The organism is Streptomyces sp. NPDC005483, assembly GCF_040606035.1.
Lineage (GTDB): Bacteria > Actinomycetota > Actinomycetes > Streptomycetales > Streptomycetaceae > Streptomyces.
On the sequence record NZ_JBEXEA010000005.1, the window covers coordinates 282,802 to 303,531 of the forward strand.

The 20,730-nt window shown below is 71.0% G+C and carries 20 protein-coding genes and 1 pseudogene; 11 read left to right on the forward strand and 10 right to left on the reverse strand.

Annotated elements, in window-relative coordinates; all coding sequences use genetic code 11:
• Positions 1–285: 285 nt before the first annotated feature.
• Positions 286–759, reverse strand: a complete 474-nt coding sequence (locus ABZT06_RS12515) for a DUF1203 domain-containing protein (RefSeq protein ID WP_355738902.1) — start codon at positions 757–759, stop codon at positions 286–288.
• A 149-nt stretch (positions 760–908) separates the two neighbouring features.
• Between ABZT06_RS12515 and pepN the strand changes: the two genes are divergently transcribed.
• Complete coding sequence (pepN, locus tag ABZT06_RS12520) at positions 909–3,485, forward strand: aminopeptidase N (RefSeq protein ID WP_355738905.1); 2,577 nt, start codon at positions 909–911, stop codon at positions 3,483–3,485.
• Between the two features lie 163 nt (positions 3,486–3,648).
• Here pepN and ABZT06_RS12525 read toward each other — a convergent pair whose 3' ends face one another.
• From ABZT06_RS12525 to ABZT06_RS12535, 3 genes are all read right to left on the reverse strand, one after another.
• A complete protein-coding gene (locus tag ABZT06_RS12525; protein ID WP_355738908.1) occupies positions 3,649–4,407 on the reverse strand; it encodes an SDR family oxidoreductase in 759 nt (252 codons plus the stop codon).
• 70 nt (positions 4,408–4,477) lie between these two features.
• Positions 4,478–5,809: a sigma-70 family RNA polymerase sigma factor gene (locus ABZT06_RS12530; RefSeq protein ID WP_355738911.1), complete on the reverse strand. Its 1,332-nt coding sequence runs from the start codon at positions 5,807–5,809 to the stop codon at positions 4,478–4,480.
• A gap of 42 nt (positions 5,810–5,851) precedes the next feature.
• Positions 5,852–6,784, reverse strand: coding sequence for an EamA family transporter (locus tag ABZT06_RS12535; RefSeq protein WP_355738914.1), 933 nt, complete (start codon positions 6,782–6,784; stop codon positions 5,852–5,854).
• 134 nt (positions 6,785–6,918) lie between these two features.
• On the opposite strand from ABZT06_RS12535, the gene ABZT06_RS12540 reads away from it, so the two are divergent.
• The 4 genes from ABZT06_RS12540 (at position 6,919) to ABZT06_RS12555 (ending at position 10,608) form a co-directional block, all read left to right on the forward strand.
• On the forward strand, positions 6,919–7,428 hold the full coding sequence (locus ABZT06_RS12540) for a MarR family transcriptional regulator (RefSeq protein WP_355738917.1): 510 nt from the start codon (positions 6,919–6,921) through the stop codon (positions 7,426–7,428).
• Between the two features lie 67 nt (positions 7,429–7,495).
• Positions 7,496–8,125 (forward strand): hypothetical protein, encoded by a 630-nt coding sequence (locus tag ABZT06_RS12545; RefSeq protein ID WP_355738919.1) that lies wholly within the window; start codon positions 7,496–7,498, stop codon positions 8,123–8,125.
• 59 nt (positions 8,126–8,184) lie between these two features.
• Entirely contained in the window at positions 8,185–8,883 is a 699-nt protein-coding gene (locus tag ABZT06_RS12550) for a hypothetical protein (protein ID WP_355738922.1), read from the forward strand.
• A 3-nt stretch (positions 8,884–8,886) separates the two neighbouring features.
• A complete protein-coding gene (locus tag ABZT06_RS12555) occupies positions 8,887–10,608 on the forward strand; it encodes a hypothetical protein (RefSeq protein WP_355738925.1) in 1,722 nt (573 codons plus the stop codon).
• Here ABZT06_RS12555 and ABZT06_RS12560 read toward each other — a convergent pair.
• Both ABZT06_RS12560 and ABZT06_RS12565 read right to left on the reverse strand, forming a co-directional pair.
• The gene (locus ABZT06_RS12560; protein ID WP_355738928.1) at positions 10,580–10,993 is read right to left on the reverse strand and encodes an NUDIX domain-containing protein; all 414 of its coding nucleotides are present in this window, start codon (positions 10,991–10,993) and stop codon (positions 10,580–10,582) included. The two genes, ABZT06_RS12555 and ABZT06_RS12560, sit on opposite strands and share 29 nt — an antisense overlap.
• Complete coding sequence (locus ABZT06_RS12565) at positions 10,990–11,856, reverse strand: radical SAM protein (protein ID WP_355738931.1); 867 nt, start codon at positions 11,854–11,856, stop codon at positions 10,990–10,992. The genes ABZT06_RS12560 and ABZT06_RS12565 overlap by 4 nt, the downstream gene beginning before the upstream one ends.
• Positions 11,857–12,022: 166 nt before the next feature.
• On the opposite strand from ABZT06_RS12565, the pseudogene ABZT06_RS12570 reads away from it, so the two are divergent.
• Positions 12,023–12,186: pseudogene (locus ABZT06_RS12570) on the forward strand (TetR/AcrR family transcriptional regulator); the annotation flags it as partial.
• Positions 12,187–12,267: 81 nt separating this feature from the next.
• Here the strand turns inward: ABZT06_RS12570 and ABZT06_RS12575 are convergent.
• The 3 genes from ABZT06_RS12575 to ABZT06_RS12585 all read right to left on the reverse strand — a co-directional run bounded on the left by ABZT06_RS12575 (position 12,268) and on the right by ABZT06_RS12585 (position 14,919).
• On the reverse strand, positions 12,268–12,564 hold the full coding sequence (locus tag ABZT06_RS12575; RefSeq protein WP_355738934.1) for a hypothetical protein: 297 nt from the start codon (positions 12,562–12,564) through the stop codon (positions 12,268–12,270).
• A gap of 81 nt (positions 12,565–12,645) precedes the next feature.
• Complete coding sequence (malQ, locus tag ABZT06_RS12580) at positions 12,646–14,700, reverse strand: 4-alpha-glucanotransferase (RefSeq protein WP_355738937.1); 2,055 nt, start codon at positions 14,698–14,700, stop codon at positions 12,646–12,648.
• Positions 14,701–14,919, reverse strand: a complete 219-nt coding sequence (locus tag ABZT06_RS12585; protein WP_355738940.1) for a hypothetical protein — start codon at positions 14,917–14,919, stop codon at positions 14,701–14,703.
• Positions 14,920–15,116: 197 nt separating this feature from the next.
• Here ABZT06_RS12585 and ABZT06_RS12590 point away from each other — a divergent pair, with 197 nt between their 5' ends.
• Genes ABZT06_RS12590 through ABZT06_RS12600 form a run of 3 tightly spaced genes read left to right on the forward strand, consistent with a single transcriptional unit; the run spans position 15,117 to position 17,733 of the window.
• Complete coding sequence (locus tag ABZT06_RS12590) at positions 15,117–15,650, forward strand: PadR family transcriptional regulator (RefSeq protein WP_355738943.1); 534 nt, start codon at positions 15,117–15,119, stop codon at positions 15,648–15,650.
• A complete protein-coding gene (locus ABZT06_RS12595; protein WP_355738946.1) occupies positions 15,647–16,345 on the forward strand; it encodes an ABC transporter ATP-binding protein in 699 nt (232 codons plus the stop codon). Before ABZT06_RS12590 ends, ABZT06_RS12595 begins: the two co-directional genes overlap by 4 nt.
• Positions 16,342–17,733 carry an FtsX-like permease family protein gene (locus tag ABZT06_RS12600; protein WP_355738949.1) on the forward strand — a complete coding sequence of 464 codons (1,392 nt, stop codon included), beginning with the start codon at positions 16,342–16,344 and terminating at the stop codon, positions 17,731–17,733. The genes ABZT06_RS12595 and ABZT06_RS12600 overlap by 4 nt, the downstream gene beginning before the upstream one ends.
• Before the next feature lie 90 nt (positions 17,734–17,823).
• Here ABZT06_RS12600 and ABZT06_RS12605 read toward each other — a convergent pair whose 3' ends face one another.
• A complete protein-coding gene (locus ABZT06_RS12605; RefSeq protein WP_355738952.1) occupies positions 17,824–18,360 on the reverse strand; it encodes an HNH endonuclease in 537 nt (178 codons plus the stop codon).
• A 281-nt stretch (positions 18,361–18,641) separates the two neighbouring features.
• Here ABZT06_RS12605 and ABZT06_RS12610 point away from each other — a divergent pair, with 281 nt between their 5' ends.
• Entirely contained in the window at positions 18,642–19,745 is a 1,104-nt protein-coding gene (locus ABZT06_RS12610) for a mechanosensitive ion channel family protein (protein ID WP_355738954.1), read from the forward strand.
• A gap of 131 nt (positions 19,746–19,876) precedes the next feature.
• A complete protein-coding gene (locus ABZT06_RS12615) occupies positions 19,877–20,716 on the forward strand; it encodes a hypothetical protein (RefSeq protein WP_355738957.1) in 840 nt (279 codons plus the stop codon).
• Positions 20,717–20,730 lie beyond the last annotated feature (14 nt).

Genomic DNA, 20,730 nt, shown 5'->3' on the forward strand with positions numbered 1-20,730 from the left:
AAGGACCCGCAGCACGACCCGGTGCAGCGTGCGCCCGACCGCCGGAAACGGCACTCGCCTGCCGGAGCGAGCTCGCCGCCGCGTGCCCCCGCGCAGAGTCGTCGGTACGCCTCGGCCGGGCTGCGCGGACCGAAACGACGTCTTCGCGCAAGGACCCGCAGCACGACCCGGTGCAGCGTGCGCCCGACCGCCGGAAACGGCGTCTGCCGGCCGGGCCGCGCGGGAGCCGTACGCTCGGGCGGGCCGGTGGGGCCGACGCGGCAGGCCCGGCCCCGGACAGGCGCCCTACGGCCTGCGCACCTCGTAGAGGAAACAGCCGTACTCGACGGCCCGGACGTGGACGAGTGCCACGGCCGGGTCGTCGAACGCGTTTCGGAAGGCGTCGTCGTCGGGAGCCCCGACCAGCTCCCCACCGAGGATGCGTCCGTCGGCGGAGTAGCGCCTGACGGTCCGGTGCGTGTGGGCGAAGGGGTACCCGTCGCGCCCGTCCGGCCCCGCGCACTCGTCGGCGTGGACGAAGACGGGGCCCTGTTCGTCGTACGCCCCGGGCTCGGCGCCGGTCTCGGCCGCCCAGCGGCGCAGGGGCGCGTAGGAGACGAGCGCGATCCGCTCGCCGGGCTCGCTGCGGCGCAGGCAGCAGCGGAGCGGGGCACCGCCCTCCTCGTCCCGGAAGGGGGACAGGGGGCGGCCGGCGTCGTCGGCGGTGCGGAGTTCCTTGAGGACCACAGGTGCTACGGGGAGTGCGGTGTAGGTCGTCATGGGACCAGGCTGGCGCGGACGGGCACGGATGACCGGCGGAAATCGGACGCGGTGGCCCCGAACCGCAGGGTAATCCCCCGATCCGTGGGAGACAGTTCGTGGAAGGATGACCGAACCGCCGAACCTACACATAACGAGGAGATGACCGCGTGCCTGGCACAAACCTGACTCGCGACGAAGCTCAGCAGCGGGCGAAGCTGCTGAGCGTCGAGTCCTACGAGATCGATCTCGACCTCTCCGGCGCGCAGGAGGGCGGTACCTACCGGTCCGTGACCACGGTGCGCTTCGACGTCGCCGAGGACGGCGCCGAGTCCTTCATCGACCTCGTGGCTCCCACGGTTCACGAGGTCACGCTGAACGGGGACCCGCTCGACCCGGCGGAGGTCTTCGCGGACTCCCGTATCGCCCTGCCGGGCCTGCTGGAGGGCCGCAACATCCTGCGGGTCGTCGCCGACGCGGCGTACACCAACACCGGTGAGGGCCTGCACCGCTTCGTCGACCCGGTCGACCAGCAGGCGTACCTGTACACGCAGTTCGAGGTGCCGGACGCCCGGCGCGTCTTCGCCTCCTTCGAGCAGCCGGACCTGAAGGCCACCTTCCAGTTCACCGTGAAGGCGCCGACCGGCTGGACCGTCATCTCCAACTCCCCGACGCCCGAGCCGAAGGACGACGTCTGGGTCTTCGAGCCGACCCCGCGGATCTCGTCGTACATCACGGCCCTGATCGTCGGCCCGTACCACTCCGTGCACAGCGTGTACGAGAAGGACGGCCAGTCCGTCCCGCTCGGCATCTACTGTCGCCCCTCGCTCGCCGAACACCTCGACTCGGACGCCATCTTCGAGGTCACCCGGCAGGGCTTCGAGTGGTTCCAGGAGAAGTTCGACTACGCGTACCCGTTCAAGAAGTACGACCAGCTGTTCGTGCCGGAGTTCAACGCGGGCGCGATGGAGAACGCCGGCGCGGTGACCATCCGCGACCAGTACGTCTTCCGGTCCAAGGTGACCGACGCCGCGTACGAGATGCGCGCCGAGACCATCCTCCACGAGCTGGCCCACATGTGGTTCGGCGACCTGGTCACCATGGAGTGGTGGAACGACCTGTGGCTGAACGAGTCGTTCGCCACCTACACCTCGATCGCCTGCCAGGCGTACGCCCCGGACAGCCGGTGGCCGCACTCCTGGACCACCTTCGCCAACTCCATGAAGACGTGGGCGTACCGCCAGGACCAGCTGCCGTCCACGCACCCGATCATGGCCGAGATCCGCGACCTGGACGACGTGCTCGTCAACTTCGACGGCATCACGTACGCCAAGGGCGCCTCCGTGCTCAAGCAGCTCGTCGCCTACGTCGGCGAGGACGAGTTCTTCGGCGGGGTGCAGGCGTACTTCAAGCGCCACGCGTTCGGCAACACCCGCCTGTCCGACCTGCTGGGCGCGCTGGAGGAGACCTCCGGCCGTGACCTCGGGACCTGGTCGCAGAAGTGGCTGCAGACGGCCGGCATCAACATCCTGCGCCCGGAGATCGAGACGGACGGCAACGGTGTCATCACCTCCTTCGCCATCCGCCAGGAGGCCCCGGCGCTCCCGGCGGGCGCGAAGGGTGAGCCGACCCTTCGCCCCCACCGCATCGCGGTCGGCCTGTACGAACTCGACGAAGCCAGCGGCAAGCTGGTGCGCGACGAGCGCGTCGAGCTGGACGTCGACGGTGACCTGACGGCCGTACCGCAGCTGGTCGGCAAGCGCCGTCCGGCGGTCGTGCTCCTCAACGACGACGACCTGTCGTACGCCAAGGTCCGCCTCGACGAGCAGTCGCTGGCCTTCGTCACCGAGCACCTCGGCGACTTCGAGTCCTCGCTGCCGCGCGCGCTGTGCTGGGCGTCGGCGTGGGACATGACGAGGGACGCGGAGCTCGCCACCCGCGACTACCTCTCCCTGGTCCTCTCCGGTATCGGCAAGGAGTCCGACATCGGTGTCGTGCAGTCGCTGCACCGGCAGGTGAAGCTGGCGATCGAGCTGTACGCCGCACCCACCGCCCGCGAGACCCTGCTGACCCGCTGGACCGACGCCACGCTGGCCCACCTGCGGTCGGCGGCGGCGGGCAGCGACCACCAGCTGGCCTGGGCGCGGGCGTTCGCGGCGACGGCCCGTACGCCGGAGCAGCTGGACCTCCTGGAGGGGCTGCTCGACGGGTCGCAGGTCGTCGAGGGCCTGGCCGTCGACACGGAGCTGCGCTGGGCGTTCGTCCAGCGGCTGGCCGCCGTGGGCCGCTACGACGAGTCGGAGATCGCCGCCGAGTACGAGCGGGACAAGACCGCGGCGGGTGAGCGCCACGCGGCGACCGCCCGTGCCTCGCGGCCCACCGAGGAGGCGAAGGCGGAGGCCTGGGCGCAGGTCGTCGAGTCCGACAAGCTGCCCAACGCGGTTCAGGAGGCCGTCATCGGCGGCTTCGTCCAGACCGACCAGCGGGAGCTGCTCGCGCCGTACACGGACAAGTACTTCGAGGTGGTCAAGGACATCTGGGAGTCCCGTTCGCACGAGATCGCCCAGCAGATCGCGGTCGGTCTCTACCCGTCGCTCCAGGTCTCCCAGGAGACCCTGGACAGGACGGACGCCTGGCTGGCCGCGGCCGAGCCGAACGCCGCCCTGCGCCGGCTCGTCTCCGAGTCCCGCGCGGGCGTGGAGCGCGCGCTGAAGGCCCAGGCGGCGGACGCCCAGGCAGGACAGTAGGCCCCTGCGGGAGGCGGACGACCCCGGTCCTCCGCCTCCCGCCCCCCGTTGTGCAGCCGGGTCTGCGCGGCCACCGGCACCCGGCTGCAGTTTCTGGTGATTCGAACTGCCCCCGCACGAACGGCGGGCTGCACGCTGCGTACCTGATGGCGGGGCCGCCGGCTCAGACGGACACCATTCCGCCCGTGGCGTTGACGAAGGTGCCGGTGATGCCGCCCGCGTGGTCGGAGGCGAGGAACACGGCGGTGGCGGCGACCTCGGCGAGGGTGGGGTTGCGGCGGGTCATGCGCATCCCGGCCAGCTGGTCGATGATGCCCCGGACAGCACCCTCGTCGATCGCGGGGTTCACCGCGGCGAGCTTCTCGACGGAGAACGTCTCGGGCACCCCGGCCACCCACATCCCCACCGCCCGCACCCCGCGCGGTCCCAGCTCGATGGCCAGGTTGCGCACGAGCGTGTCGATCGCCCCGTCCGCCGGACCGGTGCCGCCCATCATCGGACTGCCGTGCGCGGAACCGCTGTTGAGGGCGAGGATCACACCGGAACCGCGTGCGGCCATACGGCGTCCGGCGGCACGGGCGGTGAGGAAGTTGGCGCGCAGACCGTCGGTGACCGGCCGCATGAAGTCCTCGACCGGCATCTCGGTCAGCGGCGTGCCCTGCACATCGCCGCGCGTGACCAGGTTGATGGAGATGTCGATGTCCCCGACCCGCTCGGCGTGCGCCTCCACGGCCGCCTCGTCCAGCGCGTCCACGACGGCGACCTCGGCGTCCTTGATGCCGGCGGCCACGGCCTCCAGGCTCTCCCGGGTGCGGCCGACGAGGTGGACCCTGGCGCCCTGCTCGGCGAAGGCACGGGCGACGGCCCCGCCGATGGAACCGCCGGCGCCGTAGACGATCGCGGTCTTGTCGGTGAGCAGCATGATGGTGGCTCCTTGGAAGTGGTTCGTACGTGACATCCATGCAGACGTACGACTCTCTCGATGCTCATCGTCACAGCCGCAGCGGAAGTCCGAACGCGGGGAAGAGGTGCGGCTCGAAGGAGGTGATCTCCGCGATGCGGTCGCCGTGTCCGTCCGCGTCGAAGCGCAGGACGTCCAGGACCTGGGCACGGAAGACGCCGGTCCCGGGCCGGCGGACGTAGTTCGCCGCGGCGAGCTGGCCGTTGGCGCGGGTGGGCAGGCTGCGCCAGTGCCCGAAGAACATGGGGGAGGCGGGGTCGAGGCTGACCCGCACGAAGTCGACGATGGCGTCCCGGCCGGTGAACCAGAACGGGTTCGGCGGCATGGTGAGGGTGGCGTCCTCGGTGAGCAGCGCGGCCATCGCGTCGAAGTCGAGGCGGCCGACGGCGGCCATGTACCGGTCCAGTACGGCTTGTTGGCCCTCCGTGGGCACCGTGGCCCGCCAGTCCGAGCGCTCCCGGGGCAGGTGTTCGCGCAGGGTGGGCCGGGCCCGCTGGAGTGCGCTGTTGACGGAGGCCACGCTGGTCTCCAGGGCCTCGGCGGTCTCGGCGGCGGTCAGCCCGAGGGCGTCGCGCAGGACCAGTGCGGCCCGCTGGCGCGGGGGCAGATGCTGGATCGCGGCGAGGAGGACGAGCTCCAGGGTCTCGCGGGAGACCGCGGCGGACTCGGGCTGCTCGTGCTCCCCGGTCAGGGGCATCTCGTCGTCGGGGTAGGGCTGCAACCAGGTGATCCGCGCGGGCGGCTCCCCGTCGCCGTGGTTCATCCCCGGCACCGGTTCGTACCGCTGCGGGCGGCGCGCGGTCCGCCGCAGCAGATCCAGACTGGTGTTGGTGGCGATCCGGTACAGCCAGGTCCGCGCGCTCGCCCGCCCCTGGAAGCCGTCCCGCGCCCGCCAGGCCCGCAGGAAGGTCTCCTGCACGAGGTCCTCGGCCTCGTCGTAGGAGCCCGTCATGCGGTAGCAGTGCACCTGGATCTCACGGCGGTACTGCTCGGTGAGGGCGGCGAAGTCGGTTTCGGTCAGTTGCGTAACGGGGGTGGCTGTTACGGAATCTCCGGGAGCCGCGGAATTCCCGGTGTCCTGGGTGGTGTCGCGTACCGTGCGGGCCACCCGCCTCAACTGCGCGACGGATTCCGAGAGTTCGGTGACGGTCGAGTAGAGGGCGTCCGCGGGCTGCGGGACCAGCCGCCCCGCCTGCCGCCCGATGTCGTCGATGAGCCCCTGCACGGTGAGCCCCTGGGGCTGCCGCCGTTCCCGGTAGGCCTTCTGCCGGCAGGCGGCGGAGCAGTACACGGAGCCGCGGCCGGTACGCCCGGCTCGCGCGGGGAGGGGTTTCCCGCACACCGGACAGTTGCCTGCGTCCACGGGTGCCTCCGGGGAGTTGCGTAACGCGGGGACGGGGTGACGTTACAACGCCCTCGGTACGCCCCGCAGCGCCTCCGGTGTCCCCTTCCCCCCGGCGGGGCCGAAGGTTCGGCTGACGGTGGGCTGCCGTACCCCCAGCTGCCCGGCCACCGTCGCCCCGAAGGCCAGCGTCATGCCCGCCAGCTGCAGCGGCGTGAGCGTCTGCCCCAGTGCCGCCCAGCCGACGACCGCCGCGGTCAGCGGGGAGAGCGGGCCGAGGAAGGTGACCTGGGTGGCGGTGAGACGGCCGATGCCGCGGAACCAGAGCCAGTACGCGATCGCCGTGTTCGCCAGCGCGAGGTAGAGGTAGCCGCCGACCGCACGCCCGTCGAGCGCGGGCGGGGCGCCCTCTACGAGGAGGGCGAGCGGCGCGATGAGCAGGCCGCCGGCCGTGAGCTGCCAGGCGGTGAGCGCGAGCGGGCCCACGCCGTCGGGGCGGCCCCAGCGCTTGGTCAGCACGGTCCCGGCGGACATCGAGGTGGTGGAGGCGAAGGCCGCCGTGACACCGACGATGTCGAGGGCACCGGCCGCCTTGAGCACGACCAGGCTGACGCCGAACGCGGCCACGAGCCCGGTGAGCACGCTCCGGGTGGTGGGCCGCTGCCCCAGCAGCACGGCCGACAGCCCGACGACGATCAGCGGTCCGACCGATCCGACCACCGCGGCCATCCCGCCCGGCAGCCGGTACGCCGACAGGAACAGCAGCGGGAAGAAGGCCCCGATGTTCAACGCCCCGAGCACCGCCGCTTTCCCCCACCACACACCGCGCGGCAGCACCCGGGCGAGGGCGAGCAGCACGAGTCCGGCGGGCAGCGCACGCATCATGCCGGTGAAAAGGGGCCGGTCGGCGGGGAGGAGCTCGGTGGTGACGGCGTAGGTGGTGCCCCAGGAGACGGGGGCGAGGGCGGTGAGGAGGATGGTGGCGGTGCGGTTCATGGCGAGCCCTTCGGTACGCACGTGCCTCAGTCAGCTTGGCAGAAAGTAGCTTACTCCTAAGCTACTTTCCCGCAATCCGCTTCCACGCAAGCCACTTTCTTGCGGGCAACCCTGTGCCCACGGATACTCGGCCCATGAGTGCACAGCGCAAGGACGCCGTCGACGCGATCATCGACCAGTGGGCGGCCGTGCGGCCCGACCTCGACACCCGGGCCATGGAGGTCTTCGGGCGGATCTACCGCCTCTCCCGCGCGATGGGCGACCGGGTGGAGAAGGCGTACGCCCCCTACGGCATCTCCCGCGGCGAGTTCGACGTCCTCGCCACCCTCCGCCGCGCCGGCGAGCCGTACACCCTCTCCCCCCGCCGCCTCTCCTCGACGCTGATGCTCACCACGGGCGGCATGACGGGCCGCCTCGACAAACTCGAACGCGCCGCCCTCCTCCGCCGCTCCCCCGACCCCCACGACCGCCGCGGCCTCCAAGTGACCCTGACAGAGAAGGGGTTGGCCGTCATCGACGAGGCGGTGACAGCGGGCCTGGCCGCCCAGACGCAGGCCCTGTCCCCCCTCGACGACGAACAGGCCGACCAACTGACCGACCTGTTGCGAAGGTTGCTGGAAGGGGCGCAGAACTCACCTGAGTGACTCCGGCCCCGAGGACCATCGCGATGGAGGTGTTCCGTCCGCCCCCCGTCCTCCTCATCATGACGGCGTGCGCATCACACCGGCAGAAGCCGCGATCATCGGTACGTCACTGGGCGCGACGGCCACACTCAGCGCCGCCTGGATCACCCAACGGGCGACATCGAGACGCGAACGGGACCGCAGACTCTGGGACCGCCGGGTGGCCACGTACGACGACCTCATGAGCACCGTGCACACCTACGCCCAGCTCCGCGCCCACACCCGCCGCAGCTTCGACCTACCGGAGCTGGAAGGCGTGCGCAGCGAGGCCCTGCACTCCGCGGCCGCGTTGGCCGCGCGCGTCGAGCTCTACAGTTCCGAGCGGCTTCGTCATGCCTGCGAGAAGTCGTTCGACGGAGTGCAGCGGTGGCTGGAGGCATGGGAGGAATGGCACCAGCAGGGCGCCGCCGTCCGCCTCCCCAGCCAAGCGGACGGCCTGTGGAAGAAGTTCACGAAACGCGTCGAGGAGGCAGAGGAGGCCGACAGTGAACTCCTCGAACTGCTGCTGGCCGACGTTCACGGCGAGCGACGGAGATCCAGACGTTCACCCGCCGGCCGATTCCTCGGAATCAAACTGAGCGTGACCACATCCAGCTCCTCCGCCACATGGGAAACAGTCATCGGAAAGAAGGCGTCGCGCAAACCTGATCACGGTTAACGCTCTTCGTTCCGGGTGAGAATTCTGGAACGCACAGCGGAACAAACAGGGGGCCGGCCATGGCGCGGGACGAGCATTTGATCGAGTTATACCTCGCCGGAAAGCGCCTCGCGTCCGGACTGCGTATCGCACGCCCCTTCGCGCTGACGACCGCCCACGCGCTCGGGCCGGACGTCCTCACCACGAAACCGCTTCTGCATCTGCGAGACGGCACGCCCGCGCACATCGTCTGGGGCAACACACCCTCGGACCTCGCCCTGCTCAGACTCGAACTGAACGGCACCACGGGGCCGTTGGCGACGACCGCCTTCGGCGAGGCGCAGGAGGGGCAGTCCTGGCGGGCGACCGTCTCCGTCGACCCCAAGCCCTTGACGGGCAGCGTCGTCGAACCCGAAGCCGTCTATCACGAGAGCCCCCACCTCACGGTGACGGCCCTGCGGCTGCGCTGCGAGCGCATCCTGCGCGACCCTGCGGCCTACGCCGGCAGCCCGATCGAGGAGACCCGCCAGGACCCGCCCGTCGTCCTCGGTCTGCTGGTGAAACCCCGGGACACCTCACCCCGTGAAAGCGACGAGGCCTTCGCCATCTCCGTGGCGGAGGCGCTCAGGCTGTTCGACGACGTCACCGGCGGCAAGAAGGCGGAAAAACGCACCCGGGCCAACCAGGTTCTCCACGACAGGGGATACGGAAGCGTGCGCCCGCGCTGGACGAGGACCGAGCCGAACCGGCGTGCACGGCGTCCGCAAGAAGGAATCTGATCGATGAAAGAAATCAGTGACCTCGACGAAGCGATATCGGTCGCCGAGGAAAAGGCGGAACACGAGGACATCGGCACACAGACGCAGTCCTCCGCGCGGGAGTCCGAGGCGGCGCTCATCAGCTACGTGGACCGGCTGCGCAGCGGGCAGGCAGTGTGGGAGGAGGAACCGGAGCGGATCGCCCGGTACGCCCACCTGGTCGAACTGCTGCTGGCGCTCGGCCTCGACAAGGCCGCGGCGGACCTGACCGACACGACGCTGCGGGCCATGCGGCTCTCCGAGATCGACCAGGTCGTGTACCGGGAGCCGGAACTCTGGAACCACCTCGGCTCCCTGCTCGCCGAACAGGGCGACCTGGTGCGGGCCATGGCGGTACTGGACTGCGCGCTCACCCGCGCCCATGAGTACGAGACCTACGAAGTCCCGGCCATCCTCGCCAATCTGAGCGTCGTCAGCCTTCAGCTGGGCGATCCGGACGCGGCCGCCATCTGGGCCAACAAGGCGCTCGACTCGCTCAAGTACGAACAGGACAAGGACCTGGAGACCCGGCTGACCGCCGACCGGGTCCGCCTCGACCTCGCCAGGGCGTCCGGCGACGAGCAGGAACTGCACAACGCTGTGGACAGCTTCGGCCAGTCGGTGACCCGCTTCGTCGAGAGCGAGGGCGGCGACCACGCCCGCGCGCTCGGGGCCCGCGTCGCGCTGGCCGCGGCACGCCACGACGCGGAACCGAGCCTGGAGAACCTGGCGGCGCTGGAACTCCTGTACGTCACCGCACAGGTGACCCTGGGTCTGGAGCACCGCGAGACGATCATCGCCCAAGCCACTCTCGCGGCAACGGAGTTCGCGGCGGCGGGCGGCTGGGACGGTCAGGCCAACGAGCGCACGGAGGCCGCCGTGCATGCCTTCGTCACCGCCGCCGCCCGTGCCGTCACCTCCCCCGACCTGGGCCAGGAGCATCCGCAGACGCACATCCTGCAGGACGAACTCGCGGACATGCGGGCGGCCATCACACCGGACGACAAGCTCCCGTACCACATCCAGAAGGTGTACAAGCCCCACCAGAACACCGAGCGCAACGACGCGAAACGGCGGGCGCTGGAGGAGGAGACCGGCATCATCCGGCTCATCGCCCACGCCGGCGCCTCCTACTTCCTGAAGGAGACACGGCTCTTCTACGGCCGGGTCAAGGACGCGCTGGAGCGCGGGGTCCGTTTCAACGTCGTGATCAGCAGCCCGTGGAACAGCCTCGCCGCCTTCATGCCGCACGACTCCGCCGCGGAACCGGGCAACTACCAGAACATCGTGGAACTGGTGGAGAGCAGCCCGTCGTACAACAACACCTTCCTGCCCGTGGTCGAGTCGTACCAGCTGCTCAAGTCGATCTACCCGGAGCTGATCGAGCTGCGGATCACCTCCCTGGACGTCAGCGGCTCCACCCTTCTCACCTCGAACGTCGGGTTCTTCGAGCCGTACATCACGTCGAATCCGCAGCGCCGGACGCGACGGGGCATGAGCGTCTTCGAAGTGGAGTTCCGCAAGGACAGCCGGTACTACGCGGACAGCCTGGAGGAGTTCCAGGCTCAGTGGGAACTCTCCAGCACCTGGAGGGAGTTCGAGGCCAACCAGGAACAGCACAAGGCCGCGCTGCGCTCCGAGATGGGGGCGCTCGCCTCCGTGCGAATGAGGGCGAGCGTCAGGAGGGGAGAAGTGCCCCGTCCCTGACCTTGTTCAGCACCTCCACCGAGCCCACGAACAACGGCGTCGGCAGCGCGTCCAGCGGCCAGAACTCCCAGCGCTCGCACCGGTCCGGCTCCCGCACCAGGACCTCACCCGTGTAGTCGGGGATCTCGACGCCGACCTGCATGTGGTGGTTGGCGACCGGGTCCGGGTCGGTGACACAGACGACCCGCGCGTCCCGGGCCCGCACGCCGGTCTCCTCCTCGAGTTCCCGGCACGCGGCACCCACCAGCGTCTCGCCGATCTCCAGATGCCCGCCGGGCAGCCCCCAGGTGCCCGCGCCGAAGGTGTTGGCCCGCAGCCCCAGCAGGACGCGCCCACCGGAGCGGACGATGGCCTGGACTCCCACGCGTACGTGTGCCGTTGTCATCGCCGCCCTCTCGATGCTTCCGGATATGTGCCGACGAAATTGGCGGCGTTGCTGAACGGATGGACCAGAGGGGACGGATACCCGCCGTCGCCCCGTGACACGTCGAAGAAGTTGCCGAGCCGTCGTTCCTCGCCCGCGTCAACGACGACGACCTCGCAGTCGGGGTCGATGAAGAAGTACGTACCGGACCGGTCTGCGTTCCGATAGACGCGAAGGGTGACGTCGCGCTGGTCGGCTGCCTCCTGGCAGCGCGCCACCACCTCTTCGAACTCCTCGTCGCCGACGGAGAGCCAACCGGCGTTGTCGGCGCCGTAGTTGCTTTCCGACATCTGGTAGACCTTCCACACGTCGGGCCGGCAGGGGTCCTCGATGAGATCGAGAACGCGCGGGGCTCCGTCGAGATTGCGCCGGGTGACGACGGTCCCCAGTTTCACCTTGACCTGTTGGTGGTTCTTCCGCACTTCCCGTAGCAGACCGAGAACTCTTTCCCGGTGTGGCGCGACGCCTTTGCGGAGTTCCCGGTGCTCCCTCTCGTCCGCCGATTCCAGCGGCAGCGCGATCCATGACAGCCCCGGCAGCACGCCTTGCATGCGCTTGAGCGGTGCGAGTCCATTCGTACTGAGCACGACCCGGGGCGGCACTCCACCGTCCGGCAGGGGAATCCTCAACTGCTGGACCAGTTCCCCGAGATACGGCAGGAGCGTGGGCTCGCCTCCCGAGATCACCACTCCCTGCACCCCCTCCTGCCGCAGCGTCGCAGCGATCCGGAGTGCCTCCGCACGTCGCATGGTGGGCATTTCGTGGCGCGGCCCGAAGCAAAAAGGGCAGCTCAGATTGCATCTGCCGATCGGGCGAAGATCCACGTACGGGGGGAGCACCCGCCGAATCTACAGCGCGCCGAAGCAGCCCGCCGTCCGACTCACAAGATGTCACCTGATCAGTGCCATTCCGTAGCCGACCGCGGACTCTCACCGAGCTGCTCGCTCCCCTTCGAACCCTGCCCCGGAGGCGAAAAGATCACACTCGCCGCCCGCACCGGCATCCGTGTATCCGCGGGCCGCCACGCAGCTGCTGGGGCCGGCACTGACCCGGTACGTCCTGCGCTTTCCGCCGAGCGTGGCGCTGACGCGCGAGGACTCGTGGCGTGGCCGGCGCCCGCGGTGTATCGGTATCTCACGGCGCCGAGCCCCTGAAAACGCACCGAGGCGCCGGCCTCGCCCACGTACGGCCTGCGCGCGTACGTGCGGCGGGGTCGGCGCCCCGGGAAGGCGGGCTCAGGCCTTCGAGCCGGCCTTGGCCTCGGTCTCGGCGGGCTTGGTGCGGATGTTGCGGCTGGTCACCCGGTGCTCTTCCTTGGACTTGTCCAGGACCATCACCAGGCCGGCGATGACCCCGAACAGCACGAGCGGGGCCACGACGAAGAGGCCCAGCGTCTCGATGACGCTCAGGCCCGTGCCGGGGTCGTCGCCGTCGTCGCGGGTCAGCGCGGAGGCGGGGGACGACATGAGCAGCATCATCAGCGTCGTACCGGCCACCAGGGCGCCGGCGCGCAGGGCGTTCTTCTTGTCCACGGAGCCAAAGTATCCAACGGCGGTTCGGGCCGCGCGTCCGGGGTGCCGTATGAGGCGCCCCGGACGTACCGGCGCCCACCGCTACGGCGCCCGCAGCACCTCCACCAACGCGTGCAGCCGGGGCGACCCCGCCAGGTCCTCCAGCGTCACCGCCCGCCCCTCCCCGTCCGCGATCGGCAACCGCCAGTTCGGGTACTGGTCCCACGTCCCCGGCAGGTTCTGCGGCCGACGGTCGCCCACCGCGTCCGGCAGCCAGACCCCGACCATGCGGGCCGGGGTGCGCAGCAGGTACCGGTGGACGGCCTGGATCTGCGCCTCCTCCGAGGAGGGGTCGGCGCCGCCGCCCGTGCCGTGCAGCAGTCCGAGCCGGGCCAGCAGCTCCAGCCACTCCCCGGTGTCCGCGGCGGCCTCCGCGCGTTCCTCCTCCAGCGGCCGGGTCAGCAGGCCGAGGCTGTCCCGGAGCTCTACGTGCTCCCCGGTCAGACGTGCGGCCGTGGGCGGCAGGTCGTGCGTGGTCGCCGTCGCCAGACAGTCCGCGCGCCACGCCTCGGGCGGCAGCGGACGCCCGTCGCCCTCCCAGTCCCGCTCGAACCACAGCACGGACGTGCCGAGCACCCCGCGCTCGCGCAGCGTCTCCCGCACACCGGGCTCGACGGTGCCGAGGTCCTCGCCGATCACCACCGCACCGGCCCGCGACGCCTCCAGGACGAGCACGGCGAGCATCGCCTCCGCGTCGTAGCGGACGTAGGTGCCCTCCGTCGGCGGCTGCCCCTGCGGGACCCACCACAGCCGGAACAGGCCCATGACGTGGTCGATGCGCAGTGCGCCGGCGTACCGGAAGAGGGCCCGCAGCAGCTGGCGGTACGGCGCGTACCCCGACTCCGCCAGCCGGTCCGGGCGCCACGGCGGCAGCCCCCAGTCCTGGCCGCGCGCGTTGAAGGCGTCCGGAGGCGCTCCCACGGACATCCCGGCCGCGAAGTACGCCTGCTGGGCCCACGCGTCCGCGCCCTCGGGATGCACACCCACGGCGAGGTCGTGGACGACGCCCAGCGGCATCCCCGCCTCCCGTGCGGTCCGCTGAGCGGCGCCGAGCTGGCTCTCGGTGAGCCAGGCGAGGCGGCAGTAGAAGTCGACGCGGTCCAGCAACTCGCCGCGGGCGCGCGCCGTTTCGGCGGATCGCGGGTCACGGAGGCCGACCGGCCAGCCGCGCCAGTCCGAACCGTGCGCCTCGGCCAGCGCGCACCAGGTCGCGTGGTCCTCCAGCTCCTGGCCGCCCTCGACGAGATAGTCGGCGTAGGCGGCGCGGCGGCCGGGACCGAGGGGGACCTCCCGGACGAGTTCGAGCGCCTCCCGCTTCAGCTCCCACACCGCGTCCCGGTCGATCAGGGCGCCCTTCGCCAGCACGGACTCGCGCAGCCGCTCGGCTCGCTCGCGCAGGGTCCGCAGCCGGTCGGAGTCCGCGACCTGGGCGTACTCGGGGATGTCCTCGATCCGCAGGTGCACCGGGTCGGGGAAGCGGCGCGAGGACGGCCGGTAGGGGGACGGGTCGGTGGGGGCGCCGGGTACGGCCGCGTGCAGCGGGTTGACCTGGACGAAGCCGGCGCCGAGGGCGCGCCCCGCCCAGGAGGTCAGTTCGGTGAGGTCGCCGAGGTCGCCCATGCCCCAGGAGCGGTGCGAGAGCAGGGAGTAGAGCTGGACGAGGAGTCCGTACGACCGCCCGGGCGGCGCGGGCAGCCGCGGCGGGGCCACGATCAGGTGGGCGTCGGCGATGCGGCCGTCGGGGGCGGTGGCGGTCAGCCGGTGGACGCCGGGCGGGAGCTGGTCGGCGGCGGCGCGGGTCTCGCCCTGTTCGGTCTCGACGCGCAGCAGGGTGCCCTCGGGCAGGTCGTCGACGAAGGCGGGCGGGCTGCCGCTCCAGCACACCACCGTCGGCGGCAGCAGGCGCGCGCGCAGTTCGCGCTCCCGGGCCGCGAGCGCGGCGGCCGGGTCGCCCGCGTCGACGCCGAGGGCGGCCAGGGCCAGCGTGACGGCGTTGGCGGAGGCGGCGACCGTACGGTCCGGGGAGGGCTGGTAGGAGGTGGCGATGCCGTACGACTCGGCGAGCCGGGACAGCTCCGGACCGGGGGGCGCCACCATCTACGGCTCCAGGTAAGCGTCGGACTCGCTGGTCAGGGGGGCGGCGTCGGCGAGCGGCGGCTCGCTGGTGAGGGGCTGCTCGGCGTCGGGCAGGGGTGGTTCGCTGGTGAGCGGGGTCTCGGTGCAGGCGCCCTCGGCGCTGAAGACACAGAAGAAGTGCTCAGCGGGCGCCTCGGGTTTGGACAGGGCCGGGAGCAGAAGGGGTGCCGATGCGGCCACGGGGGCCTCCTTGTCGAGTACGACGACGGGGGTTACCGCAGCCCTACCCACAGGACGCGAGGACAGACGTACCGGAGGGGAGAACGTGCTTTTCGTCATGTTCCGCGGCTTCGCCGTTCCCGTCCAGTGTGATCTGCCACCGATTGCCCAGTGATCACTATTCACTCAGTACATGTACATGGTGCATACTCAGCGCCATGAGCATCCGCCACATCCTGCTGGGGCTGCTCGCCGGAGGGCCGAGCCACGGCTACGACCTCAAGCGACGCCACGACGACCGTTTCCCCGAGGCCCGTCCAGTGGCCTACGGGCAGGTCTACACGACCCTCCAGCGCCTGGTCCGGGACGGTCTCGCCGAGGTCGACGGCACGGACTCCGACGGCGGCCCGGAGCGCACCAGGTACCGCTCGACCGAGGCGGGCACGCGGGAACTGGCCGAGTGGACCGGGCAGATCGCCCCGCCCGCGCCCTTCGTGACCAACGAGATCTTCGCCAAGGTCGTCGTCTCGATCCTGGCCGGTGGCGACCCGGACGCCTACCTGCGGGCCCAGCGTGCCGCCCACATGGCGCGGATGCGGGAGCTCACGGCGGTCAAGACCGCCGAAGGGGCCGACCTAGCGACCGTGCTCTCGGCGGACTACGCCCTCAACCACCTCGACGCCGACCTCCGCTGGATGAGCACCACGGCGGCCCGGCTCACCACTTTGACCGCGGAGGTCGACTCGGCATGAACACCAAGGGGGACACAGCGGTGCCACTTCTCGAAGGGCGCGGTCTCGTCAAGGCGTACGGCCAGACAAAGGCCCTGCGCGGCGCCTCGGTCCGGCTGGACGCCGGCGAGATCCTCGCCGTCACCGGCACCAGCGGCAGCGGGAAGTCGACGCTGCTGCACTGCCTGGCCGGGATCGTCGGCCCGGACGCCGGTTCGGTGTCCTACGGCGGGGAGCGCCTGGACCGGCTGCCAGAGAAGCGGCTGAGCGAGCTGCGCCGTACGGAGTTCGGCGTGGTCTTCCAGTTCGGACAGCTCATCCCGGAGCTGACGGCGCTCGACAACGTGGCGCTGCCGCTGCTGCTCGCGGGCCTGTCTCGCGCCGACGCCCACACGCGGGCCGGTGAGTGGCTGGAGCGGTTCGGAGTGCGCGGCCAGGCCGGGCTGCGGCCCGGCGAGATGAGTGGCGGGCAGGCCCAGCGGACCGCGCTGGCCCGCGCCCTGATCACCGGCCCGAAGATCGTCTTCGCGGACGAGCCGACCGGCGCGCTGGACTCCCTGGCGAGCGAGCAGGTCATGACGGCCCTGGTCCACACGGCCCGCGAGTCCGGCACGGCGGTCCTGCTGATCACCCACGACGCCCAGGTGGCGGCGTACGCGGACCGCGAGGTGCGGATGGCCGACGGGGCCGTCGTTCCGGCGGGGGTGACGGCATGACCACCGCCACCAGCGCCTCGAGGACGCGTCCGGGCGCCGACCTCCGGATGGCCTATCTGCTCACCCGAGGTTCCGACCGGAGGGAGTGGTGGCGGGTCGGGCTCACGGCCGTCGGGGCGGCGCTCGCGACCGTGATCGCACTGGCCGTCTTCGCGCTGAACTCGCTGCACGGCCACTACTCCGTGTCCGTCGGAGCCGGGCTGCTCGACTCCGAGAGCGACCGGCGCAACGTGAGTGCTGTGGCCGTGCTGCTGCTGATCCCGGTGCTCGGCTTCCTCGGGCAGTGCGCGCGGATCGGCGCGGTGCACCGGGACCGGCGGCTGGCCGCGCTGCGGCTCGCGGGGGCCGGGCCGTGGCAGGTGCGCCGGATCGCGGCTCTGGAGTCGGGGCCGGCCTGTCTGGCGGGCTCGGTGGCGGCCATGGCCGTGTGCGTACCGCTGCTGCTGCACCTGTGGGAGCGGCCCGGCGCCCTCACCTGGGCCGGCGTCGCCCTGCTCCCCGTGGCCGTACCGGTGCTGGGCGCGGCCGTGAGCATGCTGTCGCTGCGGCGGGTGGTGGCCTCGCCCCTGGGCTGGGTACGGCGGGTGCGGCCGATGTGGGGTCCGGGACGGGCCCTGCGGGTGGTGATCGGGCTGCTCGGGGTCACGGCGCTGTTCGTCGGCTTGTCCTCGTTCCTCGGCGGCCCCGTCGAGGTGGCCCTCGGTCCGCCGGCGCTGTTCGCCGTCGTCCTGGTCGTCGGGTTCGCGACGGTGTCGCTGGCCGGTACGACAGCCCGGCGGCTGGGCAAGACCCTGGCCGCCCGCGCCCAGAGCCCCGCGCTGCTGATCGCGGCGGAACGGCTGCGGGACGATCCCTGGGCTGCGGCCCGTACCCACGCCTCGGTGCTGCTGGTGACGGTCGTGGGGGCCGGCTTCGTGGGCGTACGGCAGGTGCTGCTCGCCACCCTGCGCTCCATGCGCCGCGAGGGCACGCTGTCGACGGACATGGGCTACTACACGACCGGCATCGACCTGACGGGCGCCGCGATCCTCGTCGCCCTCGCGCTGGTCCTGACGGGGCTGGCCGTCGGCACCGTGGAGTCCCTGGCCACCCGGCGCCGGGGGCTGGCCGCGCAGGTCGCCGCGGGGGTGCCGTACCGAGTACTGGCGAGGGCGCTGATCCTGGAGACCGCGCTGCCGCTGGCCCCCGCGGTGGTGGTCGCCGGCGTCGGCGGCACGGCGATCAGCGTCTGGTACACCTCGCTGGCCTCGCGGGACACGGCGACGACGCTGCCGTACGCCGCCCTCCTGGTCCCCCTCGGGGTGTACGCGGCCTGTCTGCTGGCCGCCGCCACCTCGCTGCCCCTGCTGCGCCGCTCGCTGCGGCCGGCGGAACTCAGGTACACGTGACCCCCTGACCGTCCGGCCCCGGAGGCACGGGGGACCTCCGGGGTCGGATCCGAGCCGCCGCGTGCGGCAACACGAAGGCCCGGATCGCCGTCAAGCTGGGATGCCGTCGATCCGGGCCATGGCGTCCTCCGCGCCGTACGGCTGCAAGTACGGCAGCCAGCGCGGGTCCCTGTGCCCGGTGCCGATGATGCGCCAGGCCAGACCGGTGGGTGGGGCGGGTTTGTGGCGCAGCCGCCAGCCGATTTCGAACAGGTGCCGGTCGGCCTTCACGTGGTTGCAGCGCCGGCAGGACGCCACCACGTTGTCCCAGACGTGCTTGCCCCCGCGGCTGCGCGGGATGACGTGGTCGACGCTGGTTGCGACGCCACCGCAGTACATGCACCGGCCCCCGTCGCGGGCGAAGAGCGCCCTGCGGGTGAGAGGGACGGGCCCCCGATAGGGAACCCGCACGAATCGCTTGAGCCGGACCACGCTGGGTGCGGGGACTGTGACGGTCGCGCTGTGCATGTAGGCGCCGGATTCCTCGAGGGAGACCGCCTTGTTCTCCAGGACGAGGACGAGCGCGCGGCGGAGCGGTACGACGCCGAGGGGCTCGTACGACGCGTTGAGTACCAGGACATGCGGCACGGATGCCTCCTTGGGCGTCGGCGGCGCGTGGCTCGCGCCGGGACGAACTGCAGTCAGTCTCCCCTCTCTGCCGGGAGAAACGCCACCATGTCCCGGTAACGGGCTGGGAGTGTTTTCGACCACACCTTTCTTCCTCCCCAGGTGAGAGCCGTCTCTCCCCTGAACATCGCAACGATCCACACACGATGCACCGTTAGTGTGGTGAGCCTGCTTTACCGGTGACCTTTTCGTGACCTTGACCGCCGCACCGGAGGCAGACGCAGCACCTGGAGGTACCTGCCGTGTCCTTGTCCGCCGTCCTACTGGCCGCGAGTCCGTCGCCGTCGCCGTCCCCCTCGGAGACGTCGACGCCGGCCGTGCCGAGTCTCCAGGACGCCCAGGAGAGCGCGACCAACGCCGCGAGCTGGGTCGAGCAGAACTGGTCGACCTGGCTGGCGATCGGTCTGCGGGTCCTGCTGATCCTGGTGATCGCCGGCGTGCTGAGAATGGTCGTGCGGCGGGCCATCACCAAGCTGATCGACCGGATGAACCGCACCGCCCAGGCGGTCGACGGCACCTCGATCGGCGGTCTGCTCGTCAACAACGAGCGCCGTCACCAGCGCTCCCAGGCGATCGGTTCGGTGCTGCGCTCGGTGGCCAGCTTCGCCATCCTGGGCACCGCGGCCCTGATGATCCTCGGCGCCTTCGAGATCAACCTGGCCCCGCTGCTGGCGTCGGCCGGTGTCGCGGGTGTGGCGATCGGTTTCGGCGCCCGCAACCTCGTCACGGACTTCCTCTCCGGCGTCTTCATGATCCTGGAGGACCAGTACGGCGTCGGCGACACCATCGACGCGGGCGTGGCGTCCGGCGAGGTCATAGAGGTCGGCCTCCGGGTGACCAAGCTGCGCGGTGACAACGGCGAGATCTGGTACGTCCGCAACGGCGAGGTCAAGCGCATCGGCAACCTCTCCCAGGGCTGGGCGACGGCCGGCGTGGACGTGACCGTGCGGGCCTCCGAGGACCTCGACAAGGTCAAGCGGGTGCTGGCCGAGGTCGCCGAGAAGATGAGCAAGGAGGAGCCCTGGAACGAGCTCCTGTGGAGCCCGATCGAGGTCCTCGGCCTGGACAGCGTCCTGCTGGACTCCATGGTCGTGCGGGTCTCCGCCAAGACGATGCCCGGCAAGTCCCTCACGGTCGAGCGCGAGCTGCGCTGGCGCATCAAGCGCGCCTTCGACGCGGCGGACATCCGCATCGTCGGCGGCGCGACCGTCCTCGCCGAGGAGGAGCCCGCAGACCCGGCCGCGGCGGTCGCGGCCCCGTCGGTCTTCTCCAACTCGGACTCCCCGCAGTCGGCAGCGGCCTCCCCGCTCGTGTCGGCACCGGTCCAGCGTCCCGCGCCGAAGTAGCCCGAACTCTCACCGTCTTCACAAGATCGGCGCATCCCGCCCACGAGTGTGATCATCTAACGTCACCCACACAACGGGCCCTTGTTCTGGAGCGCAACGCCCAGGGGCCCGTTTCGAATGTGGGGAAACACATGAGAAAGCTCGCCATCGGCATCGCCGCGTCCGGTGCCCTGGCCCTGACCGGCCTGGTCGCGCCCGCCGCGTCCGCGGCCACCTCGCCCGACCTGGTCTTCTCCGCCGTCACGGTCAACGGCGGCAAGGCGATCGTGATCGGCACCACCGCCACCGTGAAGGTGCCGGTGACGTACACCCTCACCCGCCCCTCCGACCTGACGGTCGACTACAAGACCACCTTCGCCGGCGTCCTGCTCTACCGGGGCACGCTCAGCAGGATGGCGAACGAGATCGACCCCGAGGCCGTGCCCACCTGCACCACGACCGCGACGACGGACACCACCGTCACCGAGTCGTGCAAGGAGACCCTGGCGATCGACCCCGAGGCCTTCCTGTACTCGGCCTCGGACGCCACCACCTGGAAGGCGGCCGGTGTCTACAGCAAGATCGACCAGGACGACGACGACTCGGACGGTCACATCAGCCTCGGCTACAACTACGACGCATGGGGCCCCCTCGGCAGCGGCGTCCAGATCAAGCGCGCCGCCAAGCTCACCGCCGACGCGTCGCCCGAGCCGGTGAAGAAGGGCGGGACCATCACGGTCACCGGCAAGCTGACCCGGGCCGACTGGGAGACCGGGAGGTACTCGGGTTACATCTCCCAGAAGGCCACCCTCCAGTTCCGGGCCAAGGGCTCGACCACGTACTCGGCTGTCAAGACGGTGACGTCCGGGACCGGCGGCGCCCTCAAGACGACGACGAAGGCCACCAAGGACGGCTACTACCGCTACGTCTTCGCGGGTACGGCCACCACCGGCGCGGCGACGGCCGCCGGTGACTACATCGACGTCAGGTAGGCCCCCCCAGGCCC

What these genes read in the sequence shown, in the direction of transcription:
- ABZT06_RS12515 (WP_355738902.1), bottom strand. Translation starts at nt 759, where the DNA reads ATGACGACCTACACCGCACTCCCCGTAGCACCTGTGGTCCTCAAGGAA.
- ABZT06_RS12525 (WP_355738908.1), bottom strand. Translation starts at nt 4,407, where the DNA reads ATGCTGCTCACCGACAAGACCGCGATCGTCTACGGCGCCGGCGGTTCC.
- ABZT06_RS12535 (WP_355738914.1), bottom strand. Translation starts at nt 6,784, where the DNA reads ATGAACCGCACCGCCACCATCCTCCTCACCGCCCTCGCCCCCGTCTCC.
- ABZT06_RS12540 (WP_355738917.1), top strand. Translation starts at nt 6,919, where the DNA reads ATGAGTGCACAGCGCAAGGACGCCGTCGACGCGATCATCGACCAGTGG.
- ABZT06_RS12550 (WP_355738922.1), top strand. Translation starts at nt 8,185, where the DNA reads ATGGCGCGGGACGAGCATTTGATCGAGTTATACCTCGCCGGAAAGCGC.
- ABZT06_RS12555 (WP_355738925.1), top strand. Translation starts at nt 8,887, where the DNA reads ATGAAAGAAATCAGTGACCTCGACGAAGCGATATCGGTCGCCGAGGAA.
- ABZT06_RS12560 (WP_355738928.1), bottom strand. Translation starts at nt 10,993, where the DNA reads ATGACAACGGCACACGTACGCGTGGGAGTCCAGGCCATCGTCCGCTCC.
- malQ (WP_355738937.1), bottom strand. Translation starts at nt 14,700, where the DNA reads ATGGTGGCGCCCCCCGGTCCGGAGCTGTCCCGGCTCGCCGAGTCGTAC.
- ABZT06_RS12590 (WP_355738943.1), top strand. Translation starts at nt 15,117, where the DNA reads ATGAGCATCCGCCACATCCTGCTGGGGCTGCTCGCCGGAGGGCCGAGC.
- ABZT06_RS12595 (WP_355738946.1), top strand. Translation starts at nt 15,647, where the DNA reads ATGAACACCAAGGGGGACACAGCGGTGCCACTTCTCGAAGGGCGCGGT.
- ABZT06_RS12600 (WP_355738949.1), top strand. Translation starts at nt 16,342, where the DNA reads ATGACCACCGCCACCAGCGCCTCGAGGACGCGTCCGGGCGCCGACCTC.
- ABZT06_RS12615 (WP_355738957.1), top strand. Translation starts at nt 19,877, where the DNA reads ATGAGAAAGCTCGCCATCGGCATCGCCGCGTCCGGTGCCCTGGCCCTG.